Origin of the sequence: Acinetobacter lwoffii, assembly GCF_024129595.1 — a bacterium.
GTDB lineage: Bacteria > Pseudomonadota > Gammaproteobacteria > Pseudomonadales > Moraxellaceae > Acinetobacter > Acinetobacter lwoffii_O.
This window is the reverse complement of record NZ_JAMXXS010000033.1, coordinates 1-17,430: the sequence shown is the minus strand read 5'-3', so window position 1 is coordinate 17,430 and position 17,430 is coordinate 1. Positions and strand designations below refer to the sequence as shown.

The following is a 17,430-nucleotide window of genomic DNA, read 5'->3' as shown; positions in this document are numbered from 1 at the left end:
CATGAAGGTAGGCATTAATATATTTAAATCAATTGTTTGAATCTTTTGCTTACAAAAAACCCCGCAATAAGCGGGGTTTCTTTTGATCTCGGTATTTAATTAAGCATTAAACACGTTCGATCACTGTTGCAATACCTTGACCAAGGCCAATACACATCGTCGCAAGACCAATTTGCGTATCTTGTTGCTCCATTACGTTCAACAATGTTGTTGTGATACGCGCACCAGAACAACCCAATGGGTGACCCAATGCAATCGCGCCACCGTTATGGTTCACGATGTCTTGCTTGTCATAAATGCCTAAGCCTTTAAGAACAGACAGACCTTGTGCAGCAAATGCTTCGTTCAATTCAAAAGTCTGAATATCAGCAATTGACAGGCCAGCACGTTTCAACGCTTTTTGCGTTGCTGGAACCGGACCATAACCCATGATCGCCGCATCACAGCCTGCAACCGCCATAGAGCGAATTACAGCACGTGGCTTAAGACCTAAAGCTTGAGCACGTTCAGCAGACATTAGCAACATTGCAGAAGCACCATCAGACAATGCTGAAGAAGTCGCTGCAGTTACTGTACCGCCTTTCGGATCGAATACTGGACGCAAAGATTTGAACGATTCAAGGTTCGCATCTGGACGGATCACTTCATCGATATCACACAAGATTTTGTAGCCATCTGCATTATGACCTTCAATGCCGACGATCTCGTTCTGGAACAGACCATTTTCAGTCGCAGCCCAGGCACGGCGATGTGATTCCACACCAAACGCATCCTGTTCTTCACGGCTAATACCGTTCATACGGCCCAGCATTTCAGCAGTTAAGCCCATCATATTCGACGCTTTAGCATAATGCTTAGACGCTTCAGGGTTCAGGTCGATGCCGTGCATCATGCCGACATGGCCCATGTGCTCAACACCACCGATGATGAAGATATCACCCTGGTTCGTTGCAATTTGCGCAGCCGCAGTGTGAATCGCCTGCATAGACGAACCACAAAGACGGTTGACCGTTTGACCTGCAACGGTCTTCGGCAGGTCTGCCAGTAATGCGATATTACGGGCAATGTTCATACCTTGTTCTAGGGTTTGGTTGACACAGCCCCAGATTACGTCTTCAACTTCATGCGGGTCGAATTCGTTACGTACCAAGAGGGCACGGACAAGCTCAGCAGACATCGAGTCGGCACGTACATTGCGGAACATACCGTTTTTGGTTTTACCCATTGCTGAACGTACGCCATCGACGATGACAACGTCACGTGGATTTAAAGTAGCCATTCACGTTGCTCCTTAACCGTAGAATTTTTTGTTGTTAGCAGCCATGTCACGCAACATTTCTGGCGCTTCATAAGCTTTACCAAGGTGCGCATACTTATTGCAAAGCGCAACATACTCAGCTACACCGGTTTGATCGATGTAACGGCATGGACCACCACGGAATGGCGGGAAACCAACACCCATGATCATCGCCATATCTGCTTCAGCAGCAGTCGCTACAATGTTGTCTTCCAGGCAACGAACTGTTTCGTTACAGAAAGCCAGCATCATGCGATCAATGATTTCCTGAGCGTCAAATTCACGTTTTTCCGAAGTTGCAACAGAGGCCACAAGCTCATACGCAGTTGGATCAACCACTTTGGCTTTTTTGCCTTTACGGTCAAGTTCATACTTGTAGAAACCAACGTCGTTCTTTTGACCCAGACGTTTGTTTTCGTACATCACCTGAATCGAACCTTTGAAATCAGGTTTCATACGATCCGGGAAGCCTTCAGCCATCACTTCTGCACCGTGTACGCCAGTGTCGATACCGACAACGTCCATCAGGTAAGCAGGGCCCATAGGCCAGCCGAATTTTTCCATGACTTTATCGATTTGCTGGAAGTCAGCGCCATCTTTAAGCAACAGGTCAAATGCACCGAAGTAAGGGAACAGTACGCGGTTGACCAGGAAGCCCGGGCAGTCATTGACCACGATTGGTGTTTTACCCATTTTCTGAGCAAGCACCACAGTCGTTGCAATCGCTTCGTCAGAAGTCTTCGCACCGCGAATCACTTCAACCAGTGGCATCATGTGTACCGGGTTAAAGAAGTGCATACCGACGAAGTTTTCAGGACGTTCCAGGTTTTCAGCCAGACGCGTGATTGAAATCGTAGAAGTATTAGATGCAATGATCGTGTTTTCACGAACTTTTGCTTCAGTTTCTTTCAGTACGATACCTTTGACTTTTGGATTTTCAGTCACGGCTTCGATCACGATGTCCACTTCTTTAAACTCGTCATAGCTTAAAGTTGGACGGATGCGCGCAAGAGTTTCACCCATTTGAGCAGGCTTCATCTTCTTACGTTCAACTTGTTTGGTCAGTAAACCATTGGCTTCTTTCATACCCAAAGCAAGTTGCTGGTTACCGATGTCTTTCATGATGATCGGTGTGCCTTTGCTTGCCGCCTGGTAAGCAATACCACCACCCATGATACCTGCGCCTAGAACAGCCGCCTGGTTCACTGGATGCGCACCTTTTTCATAGCGCTTCGAGGTTTTTTTCACGATCTGGTCATTCAGGAACAAACCGATCAAGGCACCTGCTTGTGGTGTGACTGCTGCTTTAGCAAAACCTTCAGCTTCCGCTTTCAGCGCGTCATCACGATGCAGGCTCGCACCCGCTTGAAGAGAATCAAGCAGTAATTTTGGTGCAGGGTATTGAGCTGGATTAGCTTTTGCCAGAACCATGCCTTTCGATGAGTTAAACGCCATCATCTGTTCGATCGGGCTGAGTTTAACTGGATCGAGTTTTTCCTGACGCTTGGTTTTCCAGTCTAAACGGCCATGAATCGCCTGTTTCACCAGATCAAGTGCAGCATCTTGTAGCTTGTCAGCAGGAACGACAGCATCGACTGCGCCGTCTTTCAGTGCAGCAGCCGGCTTTTTAGGATTGGCCATTGCCATCCATTCTACCGCGTTGTCGATACCGATCAGACGGCTTAAACGCACTGTACCACCGAAGCCTGGGAAGATACCCAGCTTGATTTCAGGCAGGCCCACTTGCGCCTGTTCTGACATGACACGGTAATCACACACCAGGCACATTTCGAAACCGCCACCGAGTGCCATGCCATTAATGGCAGCCACTTTAGGAATGTCGAGGTCTTCGAAGCTGTTAAAAATTTCATGTACTGGCATTGCCCAGTCAACAATCGCTTGTTCACCCTGAGCAAAGTTGTCGCCGAATTCAGTGATATCAGCACCTACAATAAATGTAGATTTGCCTGAAGTCACAATCAGACCTTGAATATCGGCATGGGAGACGGCTTCGATAGCAGCCTTGAAATCTTCAATCGTTGCACGGTTGAATTTGTTAACGGACTCACCTTGTAAGTCAAAGCGGAATTCTGCAATCCCGTCCTCAAGCATTTGGACGGTAATGGCATTGCCAGCGTGGATCATGCCCTGATCTCCTTTATTTTGGAGGACTTCTAAGTTGATGTTGTGAAGCAAGTGCGCATGTCCCGCGCACTTTTTGACTTCGCTAATCTTACGATAACTATATCCAAAAAGAACATAACAAGTTGTATCAAGCCGTGACGCAATGGTCATCAATTTCTGCCAGACTGATCTGACCCGCTATGATTTTTCCTATCAGTTTTCTAAAAGCAGATGAACCAAAGATTCTGTTTCAATTCATTATTTTTTATCAATCAGCCAGATAGATATGGAGCAGGGTGACTAATTTTCAAGGTGCATTTCTAGCGGAGTTTTGTCAATTCAGTCAATTTTCATCCTTGAATGTGCCATTTTTAGCCTCGAATCATGCTGAGCGCAGGACTTTCAGGTCTTTACTGATATTGTTCAATCAGCACAAATAAAAGCGCAGTAGCTCATTCCGGCTGCTGAACTTTTCTGAGGAGATCGAAAATGAGAACGATCCTGTCGATGTGTGATTTGAAATAATTTCTATCCTGCCGGGTTGAATCCCTGTCATCTGCTATGGAATTGTTTATGATGATCTTGCACCAAGATATGGGGGATATCGATGCACATGTTTCGTTCTAAAAAAGACTGGTGGTTGCTGGCTTTTGTGATTTGTATGAGTGGCCTGCTGCTGCAACTGCTGCTAACCATGCAGGCCAAAGGGACCATGCAGCAATATCCGCTGCATACTGCAGTTTATGTCCTGACCATTCTTATTCTATGGTGGCCGCTGTGGAGTACGCGCTATGTGGTGGACAATGGGATATTGACCATAAAAAGCCTGTGGTTAAGCTGGAAGATTCCGTTAAGTGAAATCCAATCCATTCAGCCCACAGACCACTCTATCATTGCGCCAGCCTTATCTTTAAAGCGTCTGCGGATTGACTATACTGATGCGGGCGTGCAGAAATTTATATTGGTTTCACCCAAAGATCAAACTGCTTTTATACAGGTGCTTCAGCCGAATAAAAACGGAAAGTGAGTCTGTATGATTTAAGCTTTTGCTTGCTCAGGCAGAACCACCAGCTGTCCATCGAAACAGTCCAGGTGCAGACTGAATTGCTCAGGCTGGTTTAAAAAATACAGCGCCAGAATCGGCTCCAGTTCGGTACGCATCTTGCGGCCCAAATGTCGGGCGCCGTAACGAATATCATGGTCCTGATAGAAATAGGCTTTGGCTGCAGCGCTTAAATGCACGCTGCGTTGCTGATGTTGCAAGCGCTTGTTCAGTTTATCCAGTTCAATTTCGACCAGACGTGGCAGGGCATCATGCTGTACCGCCTGATAATGTAGGCTGCGGTCAATCCGGTTCAGAAACTCGGGGTCGAATTTACGCTGCATGACTTTTTCAATGATGCGCTGGATGGGAACGCGCTTCAGACACAGGACCTGCATTTTTTCTGGCAGATAGCTGAGTTTGTCCAGATATTGCTGAGCGGCCTGTGCCCCGACATTGCTGGTCATAAAGATCATGCAGTTGCGAAAATCGATAGTTTTGGTACCCGCTGTTAAGGTCAGCCGGCCAGTATCCAGCACGTTCATCAAGCCGCGAATCACCTCGTTGCTGGCTTTTTCCAGTTCATCAAACAGCATGATGCCGGGTCGGGTGTGGCTGCCGGCAATCGCAGTTTCATCAAACAGGCTGTGACCTTCCTTTGATCCCACATAACCGGGCGGTGCGCCGGTCAAAGCCGCCGCATAATGTTCCTGTGCCAGAGTATTCATATCAATCCGGCAAAAGGCATCCGGGCGGCCATAGATCGCATCGGCAATCAGACGCACGGTTTCTGTTTTACCGACGCCAGTAGGGCCCAGCATCAAGGTAACCGACAAAGGGCGATCCGGACTGGAAAAATCTGCCTTGACCACATGCAACATTTTTTCAATTTCATTCAGGGCTGCATCCTGCCCAATAATCCGTTCACGTAGCAGTTGCATTACCTTACTCGCTCGGCTCGAAATGAAAACGCGGTTTACCAATCAGGCGAGCACGTTCAGACGGGTGATGGGTGGAGGTGGAGGGTTGAACAATATGAATGCCCGATTGCTGCAGGGTCATGCGAATCATCTCAAAACTAGACTTTTTGAGCATAACAAAGTTAAAGGTTGAAACTTATAGCTTTTAACAATCAGTTTATGTCGTGAGGATTATAGATTGGGGGGATAACCCGACAGGAACTTTAAGATTAAGTGGCAGCTTCAGGGGAATTTTGTGTTTTTGCTTGAAAATGACGCAACAATCATCACATATATCTGCAGATTGTAGGTGAAAAATAGGCTTTAGGTGAACGAAAACGCACGCCCCCATATTGAAAAAATCCTGGCGAATATGACCAGCCTGCCCGGGGTCTACCGGATGTATGGCAAAGACGGTGAATTATTGTATGTGGGTAAAGCCAAAAACCTGAAAAACCGGGTCTCCAGCTATTTTGTCAAAACGCTGGATCATCCCAAAACCCAGGCCTTGGTGGCACGGATTTATGATATCCAGACCCTGGTGGTACGTTCTGAAACTGAAGCCTTGTTGCTGGAACAGAACCTGATCAAGCTGCATCATCCACCGTATAACATCATGCTGCGTGATGACAAATCTTATGTCTATATTTTTGTTTCGGCAGATAAACCCTATCCGCGTTTAGCCAGTGGGCGCGGCAAGGGCAAGCACCAGGTGGGCAAGTTTTTTGGACCTTATCCGAGTGCGTATACCGCCCGGGATACTCTGGTGGTGCTACAAAAACTGTTCAATGTGCGTTCCTGTGAAAACAGTTTTTTTGCCAACCGGACCCGGCCATGTCTGCAATACCAGATCAAACGCTGCTCTGCGCCCTGTGTCGGATTTATTTCTCCGGAAGACTATAAGGCAGATGTCGATAACTCGATCCGATTTTTGCAGGGCGATACCAAGGAGCTGAATCAGGAACTGATCGCAAAAATGGAAGCGGCCGCTGAAGCGCTGGAATTTGAAAAAGCGGTGTTCTATCGTGACCGGATGGCATTGTTAAGAGACGTACAGTCGCAGCAGGCGATTTATAAGCTCAAAGGCGAAGCCGATATCCTGTCGATTGCCTATCAGGCCGGGGTGACCTGTGTGCAGATCATGCATGTGCGCAACGGTAAAATGCTCGGTGGCAAAAGCTATTTCCCGGATATGCTCAGTGATGATCTGGGGCAGATGCTGGCCGATTTTATTGCCAATTTCTATTTTCAGGTGGCGGATGAAATTCCGGCCGAGCTGATTGTCAATGTCGAAGTGGCTGACCGCAAGGAACTGGAAGCGGCACTGTCGCAGCATTTTGACAAGAAAATCCAGATCAAGTCTAAGGTACGAGAAACCCGTGCGGAATGGCTGGAACTGGCGCAGATGAATGTGCAGCATGCGATTCAGGGCAAGCTGGCCAATCATTTCGAACTGAATGAACGTTTCCATCAGCTGGAGCAGGTGGTGGGTCGTCCTGTAGACCGGATTGAGTGTTTCGATATTTCGCATACCATGGGCGAAGATACCATCGCCTCCTGTGTGGTCTTTGACAGTGGTGGCGCGCGCAAGCGCGACTATCGCCAGTTCTCCATTCATGATATTCAGGCGGGTGATGACTATGCCGCCATGCGTCAGGCCTTAACCCGTCGCTATAAAAAAGCCCTGTTGCCAGATTTACTCCTGATTGATGGTGGTAAGGGGCAACTGCATATGGCCATGGAAGTGATGCAGGAACTGGGTCTGGAGGCCTTTATGGTGGGTGTGTCCAAAGGCGAGGGACGTAAACCCGGTCTGGAAACCCTACATTTTACCGATGGCAGCAAGATTCAGTTGCCGGAGGATCATAAAGCCCTGCATCTGATTCAGCAGGTACGTGATGAAGCACATCGCTTTGCGATTACCAAGCACCGTGCCAAACGCGATAAGAAACGGGGGTCGTCGGTACTGGAGGTGATTCCGGGGCTCGGACCAAAACGCCGTCGTGATCTGTTGACCCATTTTGGCGGAATTCAAGGGGTGCTGAAAGCTTCGGAAAAAGACCTGCAACTGGTACCGGGACTGGGTTCCGTCATGGCGCGGATGATTTATAAAGTGCTGCATGAATAACTTGGGGTTCGAATGCAAGGGCAAAAATGCGCATTGACGCATGGGTCACGTGACATTCACAACCTGATGAATTTTGCCGAATATACTGAGCATCAAGACTTACTGAGGGATCAACATGTCTTTGCATGCACTTTATGCACAAATTGCCGAACAGGAATGGGTAGAGTTTCCACAGGGATGGCTACAGGGGCGTACCCTGTATGGCGGTCTGGCTGCCGCGATGATGATGCAGAAGGCAGTTACACAGATCAATGATCCCGCCAAGCATCTGCTGAGTTGCAGTGTGACTTTTGTCGGCCCGATTCAGCAAGCCCAGGTGCGACTGAGTGCTGAAATCCTGCGAGAAGGCAAGTCGGTGACTACGATCGAAGTACGGCTATGGCAGGATGATGCCGTGCAAAGTATTCTGGTTGCCAGTTTTGGTATTTCCCGTGATTCAGAGATTCAGGTACAGCAACAAGCTCAAGCACCCGACTATGCTGCGCCAGAGCAACTGTTTCAGATTCCTGCGGGTTATGGTCTGCCAGACTGTTATGACCATTTTGAAATCGCATGGGCGGATATCAATCTGCCTTGTAGTGCCAGTCCTCGTCCGGACTTTGGTGGCTGGTGCCGATTTCATCCTGAAAAGCATCACAACCGTGAATTTTTGGTCGCCGACCTGATGGCCATCTTTGATATCTGGCCACCCGGGGTGTTACCGATGTTTAAAAACATGGCACCTGCGAGTAGTCTGACCTGGACAGTGACCTATGTGCATCCGGTTCAACATCAATTGCATGATTGGTTTAAATATAAAGTATTTACCGACTATGCTGCGGATGGTTATGCGACGGAGCATGCCTATCTCTGGGATGCCGAAAATCGCCTGATTGCGATGGCAAGACAAACAGTGACGGTGTTTGCCTAGTGACACTGCAAGTCAATTCGTATAAAGTGAAGCCTATTAATGATGGATCAAACCTCTAAAAAAGTGTGCATTTTCATCGTACATGAGGGGAACAATTGGCGGTGTCTATGACTACAGGTCGTATCCTGAATATTCCAAATATCTTGACCTTGGCGCGTATCGCTCTTATTCCGGTATTTTTATTGGTGGCTTACTGGCCGCCTGCAATGGGCTTTGATGCTCATAACCCCGATATGACGCGGCATATCATTTTAACCACGATCTTTGTGGTGGCTGCGGTAACGGACTGGTTTGATGGCTATCTGGCACGTACATTAAACCAGACTTCCGCTTTTGGGCGGTTTCTCGATCCGGTTGCAGATAAATTGATGGTCGCAGCTGCACTGATTGTATTGGTGCAATGGCAGCCTTCCATGTCGATGGCTTTTGCTGCGATTGTAATTATTTCGCGTGAAATTACCGTTTCAGCCCTGCGTGAATGGATGGCAGAACTCGGTGCGCGGACCAATGTCGCGGTTTCAACAGTAGGTAAATACAAAACCGCTTTTCAGATGATCGCTATCACCGTATTCCTGCTGAACTGGCCACCGCTAGAAATGCTGGCGTATGCCTTGCTATACACCGCAGTGGTACTCACTTTATGGTCGATGTTCATTTATCTGAAAGCGGCTTGGCCATATCTGAAACAGCCTTAATCGAAATGAAAAGAGAAGCTCCTTGAAAGGGGGCTTTTTTTATGCGCTTAAATTATCAAGCCAATCGGCAAATTGCAGGCAAAAAAATACCCAGTCTTTGGGGGAAGAACTGGGATGAAATCGGGGTATTTGTTGCTTATTATTATAGTTATTCAAAGATATTTCATCTTCTTAGGGCTCATTATAGAGAGACAGTTTTTTTTAATCATGTGGCTTCTTGTAGCAGAATGTTGTGTTTTGTGAATACTCTGTATATTGCTTTTACAATCCATTATTTTGATACAAATCTAAATGTTTTTCAGCAGGATAGTGACTGACTCGATAGACGAAATAGGATAAGTGAAAATCTGTTTTTTGTGCCCTAAATATTGGTTAGTAAGATTTGCTAGATTTAGTCAAAAAATCCCCTGAGATAGGGGATAGATTTATGCCTACGCGGACTTCATCTTTGTCTCGTGTGACAAAAGAAAAGCAGGGCTTTAATGTGAAAAGCTTCTGTATGGGGAGCTCTTTACATTCAAAACTACGTGCTTAGCTGGTCTTGAGTAATGTTTAGAACAACACATAAAAAAGAATCTCCAAAGTTGGAGATTCTTTTAGATTAAAGTCTACGCGGACTTCGTCCTTGTCTTACGTAAAAAAGAAAAGCAGTGCTTTCTTTTTTACTCAGGCTTCAGCCCTTCGGCTTTTTCTAGGGATGCATCATTGTTAAAGAACTTTTCACGCTGTTCTTCAAGAAACTTTTTCGCATCTGCTTCAAACACGTTCAAACGCTTTTCATTAATTAGCGTAGTCTGGTGTTTTAGCCATTCTTGCCAAGCCTGTTTAGACACGGTGTCAAACAATTCCTGACCCTTTGGCCCCGGGAATGGAGCAAAGTCTAAACCTTCCATGTCCGCCTGATACTTACGGCAAAAAACTTGTCGAGACATATCCATACTCCAAAATTATGCGTAAAGTTGTTCCAAACGCGCATGTGCACGCTCAATGGCTGCTTTCACTTGAGCAGGCGCGGTGCCACCAATGTGATTACGGGCATTCACCGAAGCTTCAAGAGTTAGGGCTTTTTCAAATACGTCTGCTTGAATCAGGTCAGAGAACTGTTGCAGTTGTTCGAGTGTCAATTCAGACAGGTCTTTAGATTCTTGTACACCGAGTGCAACCGCTTTACCTACAATCTCGTGCGCATCACGGAATGCAACGCCGTTTTTCACCAGGTAATCAGCTAGGTCAGTCGCAGTTGAGAAACCACGCAGCGCTGCTTCGCGCATTTCAGCAATGTTTGGAACCAGTGCAGGAATCATGTCAGCAAATGCCATGAGTGAACCACGAACTGTATCGATCGCATCGAACAATGGCTCTTTATCTTCCTGATTGTCTTTGTTATAGGCTAGAGGCTGGCCTTTCATTAAAGTCAGCAGGCTCATCAAATCGCCATAGACACGGCCGGTTTTACCACGTACCAGTTCAGGCACATCCGGATTTTTCTTCTGCGGCATGATTGAAGAGCCAGTACAGAAGCGATCTGGAATATTCACGAATTTGAACTGTGCAGATGTCCATAGAATCAGTTCTTCAGACATACGTGATAAATGCATCATAATTAAAGATGCAGCGGCATTAAATTCAATCGCAAAGTCACGATCCGATACTGCATCCAGCGAGTTTTCAGCAACGGCTTCAAAACCTAACAATTCAGCGGTATAGGCGCGTTCAATCGGGTAAGTCGTTCCCGCAAGTGCAGCAGAACCCAGTGGCATACGGTTGACACGCTTACGGCAATCAATCAGACGCTCTGAATCACGTACCAGCATTTCAAACCAGGCCATGAGATGATGACCAAACGTCACTGGCTGTGCAGTTTGCAAGTGGGTAAAACCTGGCATGATGGTGTCGGTGTTTTTAGCTGCCAAGCTTAAAATGCCTTTTTGTAATTTTTTTAACAATTCTAAAATAGCATCAATTTCATCACGCACATAAAGGCGGATATCTGTTGCCACCTGGTCATTACGGCTACGGCCAGTATGCAGTTTCTTGCCAGTAATGCCGATACGCTGAGTCAGGCGTGACTCAATGTTCATGTGTACATCTTCTAAATCAATGCGCCATTCGAATTTGCCTGCTTCAATATCGGCTTGAATTGCAGTCAGACCTTCAATAATGTCATCGCGTTCTTGCGTGGTCAGTACGCCCACTTTTGCCAGCATGGTTGCATGGGCAATCGAGCCTGCAATATCTTGTTTATAAAAACGTTGGTCAAATTGAACAGATGCTGTAAATTCAGCAACAAAAGCATCAGTCGCTTCAGAGAAACGACCGCCCCACATACCCGAAGTCTGGGCTTGTGATGGATTAGAGGAATTAGAAGATGTGGTCATGTCGGCTCAATCAGATTAAAAGCAGTAGAACGAAAAAGAGTATAACAAATTCAAAGCCCATTGCCGAAGTCACATCTGCTCAATCTTTCGCATCGATGAACGAACAAACGCAAAATTCCTATTTTTTTAGCCAGATCGGCAATCTACGCTATTTGCTGGAACTATTTGCTGGCGGCAATATTCTGGCCATGATTCTGGCGCTCGCAGAAGCGCAATCCTGGCAGGCTTTAAATGGTATGCACCTGCTGCAATATATGCTGTATATCAACTGGGTACTGTTATGTTTTGCAGCCCTAGTTGAACTCTTCCATCAGGCCTTTCAACGTATGGGAATTAAGCTGGCGTTAATTTTCGGATTTTTACTGTTACAGGCAATCGTATTGCTAACCACAGTGAACCTGAATATCTTGATACATTTTGGACAGAATTTTAATTTTCAAGATTTAAACCTGGTGATTGCGCTGGATCAGGTCGGACTCCATTTAAGTCTGGGAATTTTGCTGGGAACTTTCTGTTTTCGCTATCTTTATTTGCGTGAGCAATGGGAGCAGCAGCAGCATAGTGAGCTGAAGGCTAGGATTCAGGCCATGCAGGCGCGGATTCAGCCGCATTTTCTGTTTAATAGTATGAACAGTGTGATCAGCCTGATCAGTATTGATCCAAATAAAGCCGAGCACATGCTGTTGAATTTGTCACGGTTATTTCGTGCCAGTTTTCAGGAATTAAAACTGGTCAGCCTGCAGGAGGAAATTGATCTGTGCCAGCGCTATCTGGAGATTGAGCAGATCCGTCTAGGTGAGCGTTTGCAGGTCGAATGGAAGTTAGAAAACAAAGACTTATACTCACAAGTTCAAATTCCATTATTAACTTTACAACCCTTGTTAGAAAATAGTATTTTCCATGGAGTTGAAAAAATTCTTACAAAGAGTACCATAAGCATATTGGTTGAAATATTGCAAAATCAAATTAATATCATCATAACGAACCCTTATGCACAGGATAATAAAACTTTAAAAAAGGGACATGGTATTGCAATAGAAAATGTCAGACAGCGTCTGCAAGCTTATTATGGACCCAGTGTGACTTTTCAAACCTTTGCCGGCGAAGGGATGTTTACGACGGTAGTGCGATATCAATATAAATAAAAATAAATCAAAGAAATCGCAGTTAGCTTTATCATTCATCTGATGATGTTAACTGGGTAAGGAGGAGAAATGGACATCCTGATTTGTGATGATGAGCCTTTGGCCGTCGAGCGTTTATCACGTTTAGTCTCTCAACTGGGGCATGATGTGGTGGCGACAGCAAGCCATGGCCGTCAAGCGATTGATCTGGCTCACCAATACGAACCCGATGTCATCCTATTAGATATTCAAATGCCTGAAATGAATGGACTGGCTTGTGCGCAACATTTGCGACAACTGGATCCAATGCCGGCCATTGTCTTTTGTACGGCCTATGACCAACATGCGCTGGATGCATTTAAATCAAATGCCGAAGGCTACTTGCTTAAACCGGTGATGCAACAGGAATTGGCACAGGTTTTAGAGCACTTAACTAAACTTACCCAAGCTCAAATGAGCCAACTAAAACAAAAAGAAAATATGGACGAAATCAATATCAGCCGCCAGCAGATTGCGGCAAAGACCTATCGTGGTGTCGAATTGGTGCCAGTTGAAAATATCTATTATTTTCTGGCGGATCAGAAATATGTCACTGTGCGTCATAAAAACGGCAGTGTATTGATTGATGAAACCTTAAAGGAGTTAGAGCAGGAGTTTGGGAACCAGTTTATCCGGATCCATCGTAATGCCTTGATCTCGGTGCATTATCTGGATGGTCTGGAAGTGGTGAGTTCTGGTCAGTATCAGGTACGTTGTCGTGAGCTGGATGACCGTTTGGCGGTTAGTCGGCGACATTTACCGTTTTTACGAGATCGGATTCAAAAGCTTTAGCAGGGGATGAATGAGAGCATTCAGTTGAAACTTGTATAAATTCACTTGCATTTTCAAGTGAGCAGGTTAAGTTTAGACTATTGTTCTCATTTACTGTTATTGAAATTTATGAAGACCCTAAAAATTGCAACTCGACAAAGTCCACTTGCGCTTTGGCAAGCGGAACACATCCGTGCGCGCCTACAAGATTTGCACGCTGGTTTGCAGGTCGAGTTAGTCACTTTTGTTACACAGGGCGATAAAATTCTAGATACACCACTGGCTAAAATTGGTGGAAAAGGACTGTTTGTAAAAGAATTAGAAGCCGCTTTACTGGATGGTCGTGCAGATCTGGCTGTGCATTCCATGAAAGATGTCCCGATGGCCTTGCCCGAAGGTCTGAGTCTGGCAGTGATCTGTGAACGTGAAGATCCCTTAGATGCCTTTGTGTCGAATACCTACACTAGTTTTGAAGAATTGCCACAAGGCGCCAAAGTCGGAACCTCAAGCTTGCGCCGTAAAACTCAGATTTTAAAACAGCGTCCAGATCTGGATATTATCGATTTACGCGGTAATGTCGGCACGCGCTTGTCCAAACTGGATGCAGGCCAGTATGATGCGATTATTCTGGCCAGTGCCGGTTTAAAACGCTTGGGTCTGGCAGAACGTATTCGTCATACTCTGACGCCTGAAGTCAGTCTGCCGGCCGTGGGTCAAGGGGCATTGGGACTGGAATGCCGTACTCATGATCAGACGGTGCTGGACTTGATTCAGCCACTCCTGCATGCGGATACAGATGCGTGTGTACGTGCCGAACGTGCCTTTAATGCCTATCTAGAAGGCGGATGTCAGGTGCCGATTGCTGGTTATGCCACGCTCAAAGAGGGTGTGATTTCAATCGAAGGTCGTGTGGGCAGTGTTGATGGAGCGGTTTTGCTCCGGGCACAGCACACTGGGAAAACGGCAGATGCAGAGCAATTGGGTGTGAAGCTGGCAAAAGACTTGCTTGATCAAGGTGCTGGCGAGTTGCTGAAAGCACTCTATTCACACTGATGTTATTGATTAATACTCGCCCCAGTGACCGTGCTGCAGGCTTGACCCAGCAGTTACAGGCAGCGCAAGTGTCTGTTTTAGAATTGCCCTTGCTCGAACTGCATGCCATGCCTTATTCCGATGAGCTGTCGAGTTTGTATCAGCAGCTGGAGCAGGCACAGATTATTGTGGTGGTCAGTCCGACGGCCGCCCAGATTGGCATGCAATATTTACAACAGGCGGGAGTCGCGCTCTCGACTTTGGCACAGGTGCATTGGGTGGCAGTGGGCAAAGCCACTGAACAGGCATTGGCGAGCTACGGCATTCATAGTCATGTGCCTGAGGTCGAAACCTCGGAAGGCATGCTGCAATTGCCTGTGTTGAAGCAACTGGCTTCTGGCTCAGGTGTAGCCTTCTGGCGCGGAGAAGGCGGTCGTCAATTTATGATGGATCATTTACGTGCCAGCAATATTAAAGTTTTAAACTTTATTTTGTACCGGCGGCAATGTCCTGAAACGACGGCAACGATTTTGGCAGAGAACTTGTCGCTGCTTAAGAGGCAGCAGCGTTTTGCAGTTCTGATCACTAGTGAGGCAAGCTGGTTAAACTGGCTGGCAATTATGCAGGATAGTGCAGAGTTCATACAGCAAGCCTGTTATTTGGTTTTGGGGCCACGTTTGGCCACTATTCTTGGGGAATATCAACAGCAGCATCAGGCAAGTTTTCAATTCGTACAAGTCGATGATTTAGAGGCAAATACGATCTTGCAGAAAATGAGGCTGATATTAGGGAACGCATGAAGAAACTATTCATTGTAGTGTTCATCTTGAGTATGGCGTGGCTCATCAAGCTTAGCTATGACTTTCATGTTCTGAATACAGCACAGACTGAATTCAATCAAAGCATCAATCAGTTACAGCAGCAAAATGCCAATCTCAATGATCAGTTTGTGGCTTTAAAACGCCAGATTTCTGCTCAACAGGAAAGTGCTGGAGCTACTTCAGCGAAAGCGTCAGTAAATGAAGCGGCAACTGATGCAACGCAAAATGATATTGTCTTGGTGCAGCAACATCTGGATCTGATCGAATTTGCACTGCAACAGCAACAATACGCCACTGCGATTGAGAAATTAACTCAGTTATCCAATGAGCTGGATGATTATATTTTAGCGCCTGCCTTGGTCAGCAGTTTGCAGCAAGTGATTGCGAAAGATCAGGACATGCTGAAAAAATTCGTGAATAGTCGATTAGTGCAGCAAAATAAAGTAAAAGAACTCCTGATGCAGATGGATGCTGAAATTGAAAAAGAAATTCAGACACCACATCGTCAGCGTCCAGAAACTCAACGCTCTTTCTGGCAGCGCTGGATTCAGATTGAATCCGCAGATCAGCCAAGCACAGTCTTGATGCAACGGCATCTGGTACTGAAAGAGGCCCAGTTGCGCTTGCTCATCGCACAAAATACCTTGCAAAAAGACCAATCCGTCGCTTTTCAGCAAGCACTGAATGCCGTGATTGAAGTCTTGGAGCAATTGCCGGATGCACAGAGCCAAAAATGGATTCAGCAATTGAATCAAATCAGGGCCACCCCGATTACTCCGATTCCATTATTAAACACACGCACCCTAGTGGGCTAATTGCTTATGAAACAGATTCTGCTGGCCTATTTATTTGTCTGCTTACTTGGCATTGCGGGACTGAGTATCCTGAGTTATGGACATGGGGCTGGCTATGTCTATCTGTATTGGCGTGAGTGGCAGTTACAAACTACCCTCTGGTTTTTGGCCGCATCCTTGGTCAGTGTAAGTTTTCTGATGCATTGCATCTGGTATGCCATCAAGCAGTATCGCAGCCGTGAACAGCGTAAAACTGAAACAGTCTTTAGTTTTTCCCGCTTGCACCCTTATGAACAATTGGCAGTCATCTGGTTATTAAACGCTGCGCAGGATCAGCGGGATTTTATTCAGCAGTCTTTCACCAAGTCGGGTTTGCTTAAACATATTATTGATGCACGTTTATCTTGGGGACAACAGCAATATACCCATGCATTAACTGCTTTAAACCAATCCAATCCCATGGCATTTGAATTGGCAGAATTACAGCGGATTGAAATTTATTTATCACAACAGCAAGGTGAACAAGCACTTACCCATTTAGAGTTTTTAAATCAGCATGAATTATCACCTTGGTTAATACAGGTTAAAACAGCCTATGAGCAGCGCCTTGTCGCATTGTGGGGGGTATTTGCCATGCAGTTTCCTTGGTTATATTTACGCTCGACTCAATATGGGCATTTAGACCAAGAAGTAAAAAAATCATGGCTGGAACAATTATTACTGGCCTATGACCAAGCCACACAGGACGATTTATTTTATTTACAGCAACGTTATTTAGATTTAAAACCTCAGATATTTGATCGTGAATATTCGGTCAAATTATTATGGTTGAAATTATTATTTAGAATGCCAGAAATGAGTGCCGAGCATGAAGTGCTTGCGATTCATTTAATGGAACAGCAATTTAATCAGGATGTCTTTTATTTGTGGTTCCAGCAACAGTTATTGCGGCAAAATCCAGATTATGATGCGATTGCACAACAGATTTCGCACTGGGAAGCCAAATATCCGGCATTACCGATTTTAAGCTTTGCGAAATGGCATGTGTTGCAAGCCACAGGCTATACAGATCAAGCTCAGCAATTGCTCGACTTATATCCGGATGATATCCGGATGAGTTATTTAAGAATTAAAGCTGCCTTACAAGATCGGGAGGACTTGCTACAGCAGTTAAATGCAGTATTTGAATCGAATGTAAACTTTATAGAAATTAAGACTTGAGAATAATAGATCTCTTGCGAAAGTAAAAAATTGTTTATACTAGCCCCATGAAATATGAAAATTTAACTCGATTTAATGATGGGGAATTTAAACGA

At 45.8% G+C, this 17,430-nt stretch carries 14 protein-coding genes and 1 pseudogene; 10 read left to right on the top strand and 5 right to left on the bottom strand.

What is annotated here, in order from left to right:
* Nucleotides 1–106: 106 nt before the first annotated feature.
* Nucleotides 107–1,279 (bottom strand): acetyl-CoA C-acyltransferase FadA, encoded by a 1,173-nt coding sequence (gene fadA, locus NI466_RS12890; RefSeq protein WP_004729264.1) that lies wholly within the window; start codon nt 1,277–1,279, stop codon nt 107–109.
* A 12-nt stretch (nt 1,280–1,291) separates the two neighbouring features.
* The gene (fadB, locus tag NI466_RS12885; RefSeq protein WP_253173786.1) at nt 1,292–3,442 is read right to left on the bottom strand and encodes a fatty acid oxidation complex subunit alpha FadB; all 2,151 of its coding nucleotides are present in this window, start codon (nt 3,440–3,442) and stop codon (nt 1,292–1,294) included.
* A gap of 586 nt (nt 3,443–4,028) precedes the next feature.
* On the opposite strand from fadB, the gene NI466_RS12880 reads away from it, so the two are divergent.
* Nucleotides 4,029–4,448: a PH domain-containing protein gene (locus NI466_RS12880; protein ID WP_004729270.1), complete on the top strand. Its 420-nt coding sequence runs from the start codon at nt 4,029–4,031 to the stop codon at nt 4,446–4,448.
* A gap of 11 nt (nt 4,449–4,459) precedes the next feature.
* Here the strand turns inward: NI466_RS12880 and NI466_RS12875 are convergent.
* Nucleotides 4,460–5,525, bottom strand: a pseudogene (locus NI466_RS12875) (AAA family ATPase).
* 225 nt (nt 5,526–5,750) lie between these two features.
* Between NI466_RS12875 and uvrC the strand changes: the two are divergent.
* From uvrC to pgsA, 3 genes are all read left to right on the top strand, one after another.
* Nucleotides 5,751–7,550 carry an excinuclease ABC subunit UvrC gene (gene uvrC, locus NI466_RS12870; RefSeq protein WP_253173785.1) on the top strand — a complete coding sequence of 600 codons (1,800 nt, stop codon included), beginning with the start codon at nt 5,751–5,753 and terminating at the stop codon, nt 7,548–7,550.
* 115 nt (nt 7,551–7,665) lie between these two features.
* On the top strand, nt 7,666–8,460 hold the full coding sequence (locus NI466_RS12865; protein WP_253173784.1) for a thioesterase family protein: 795 nt from the start codon (nt 7,666–7,668) through the stop codon (nt 8,458–8,460).
* A gap of 107 nt (nt 8,461–8,567) precedes the next feature.
* Nucleotides 8,568–9,155 (top strand): CDP-diacylglycerol--glycerol-3-phosphate 3-phosphatidyltransferase, encoded by a 588-nt coding sequence (gene pgsA / locus NI466_RS12860; RefSeq protein ID WP_016806864.1) that lies wholly within the window; start codon nt 8,568–8,570, stop codon nt 9,153–9,155.
* Nucleotides 9,156–9,817: 662 nt separating this feature from the next.
* On the opposite strand, the gene NI466_RS12855 is transcribed toward pgsA, so the two are convergent.
* Both NI466_RS12855 and argH read right to left on the bottom strand, forming a co-directional pair.
* Nucleotides 9,818–10,087 carry an oxidative damage protection protein gene (locus tag NI466_RS12855; RefSeq protein ID WP_004278636.1) on the bottom strand — a complete coding sequence of 90 codons (270 nt, stop codon included), beginning with the start codon at nt 10,085–10,087 and terminating at the stop codon, nt 9,818–9,820.
* A gap of 15 nt (nt 10,088–10,102) precedes the next feature.
* Nucleotides 10,103–11,533 carry an argininosuccinate lyase gene (gene argH / locus NI466_RS12850; protein ID WP_253173783.1) on the bottom strand — a complete coding sequence of 477 codons (1,431 nt, stop codon included), beginning with the start codon at nt 11,531–11,533 and terminating at the stop codon, nt 10,103–10,105.
* On the opposite strand from argH, the gene NI466_RS12845 reads away from it, so the two are divergent.
* From NI466_RS12845 to NI466_RS12820, 6 genes are all read left to right on the top strand, one after another.
* A complete protein-coding gene (locus NI466_RS12845) occupies nt 11,524–12,678 on the top strand; it encodes a sensor histidine kinase (RefSeq protein WP_191112949.1) in 1,155 nt (384 codons plus the stop codon). The genes argH and NI466_RS12845 overlap by 10 nt on opposite strands.
* A gap of 69 nt (nt 12,679–12,747) precedes the next feature.
* The gene (locus NI466_RS12840; RefSeq protein WP_004278633.1) at nt 12,748–13,488 is read left to right on the top strand and encodes a LytR/AlgR family response regulator transcription factor; all 741 of its coding nucleotides are present in this window, start codon (nt 12,748–12,750) and stop codon (nt 13,486–13,488) included.
* Nucleotides 13,489–13,596: 108 nt separating this feature from the next.
* Nucleotides 13,597–14,520, top strand: coding sequence for a hydroxymethylbilane synthase (hemC, locus tag NI466_RS12835; protein ID WP_253173782.1), 924 nt, complete (start codon nt 13,597–13,599; stop codon nt 14,518–14,520).
* Complete coding sequence (locus NI466_RS12830; RefSeq protein WP_253160617.1) at nt 14,520–15,299, top strand: uroporphyrinogen-III synthase; 780 nt, start codon at nt 14,520–14,522, stop codon at nt 15,297–15,299. Before hemC ends, NI466_RS12830 begins: the two co-directional genes overlap by 1 nt.
* Nucleotides 15,296–16,135, top strand: coding sequence for a hypothetical protein (locus NI466_RS12825; RefSeq protein WP_253173781.1), 840 nt, complete (start codon nt 15,296–15,298; stop codon nt 16,133–16,135). The genes NI466_RS12830 and NI466_RS12825 overlap by 4 nt, the downstream gene beginning before the upstream one ends.
* Before the next feature lie 6 nt (nt 16,136–16,141).
* Nucleotides 16,142–17,335 (top strand): heme biosynthesis protein HemY, encoded by a 1,194-nt coding sequence (locus tag NI466_RS12820; protein WP_253173780.1) that lies wholly within the window; start codon nt 16,142–16,144, stop codon nt 17,333–17,335.
* The last annotated feature ends 95 nt before the right edge of the window (nt 17,336–17,430 follow it).